Source organism: Affinundibacterium baiyunense (assembly GCF_018139645.1).
GTDB classification, from domain to species: Bacteria; Pseudomonadota; Gammaproteobacteria; order Burkholderiales; family Burkholderiaceae_D; genus Undibacterium; species Undibacterium baiyunense.
In genome coordinates this window covers 1-255 of record NZ_JAGSPM010000089.1, presented here as the reverse complement: position 1 = coordinate 255, position 255 = coordinate 1, and the positions used below count along the sequence as shown (strand labels likewise).

Genomic DNA, 255 nt, shown 5'->3' with positions numbered 1-255 from the left:
CGTATTTAGACAATAATTCACGAACTTCCATTTCAACCAATTCCAACAATTCAGCGTCATCAACCATGTCGCATTTATTCAAGAATACGATGATGTATGGAACACCAACTTGGCGAGCCAACAAGATGTGCTCACGTGTTTGTGGCATTGGACCGTCAGCTGCTGAGCAAACCAAGATCGCACCATCCATCTGCGCCGCACCAGTAATCATGTTTTTAACATAGTCAGCATGACCTGGGCAGTCAACGTGTGCGT

1 protein-coding gene is annotated in these 255 nt (G+C 45.5%); it reads right to left on the bottom strand.

Annotated features, from left to right (window positions below):
* Positions 1-255, bottom strand: a 255-nt coding sequence (locus KDM92_RS18445) for a GTP-binding protein (protein ID WP_230408431.1), incomplete at both ends; no start/stop codon positions are given.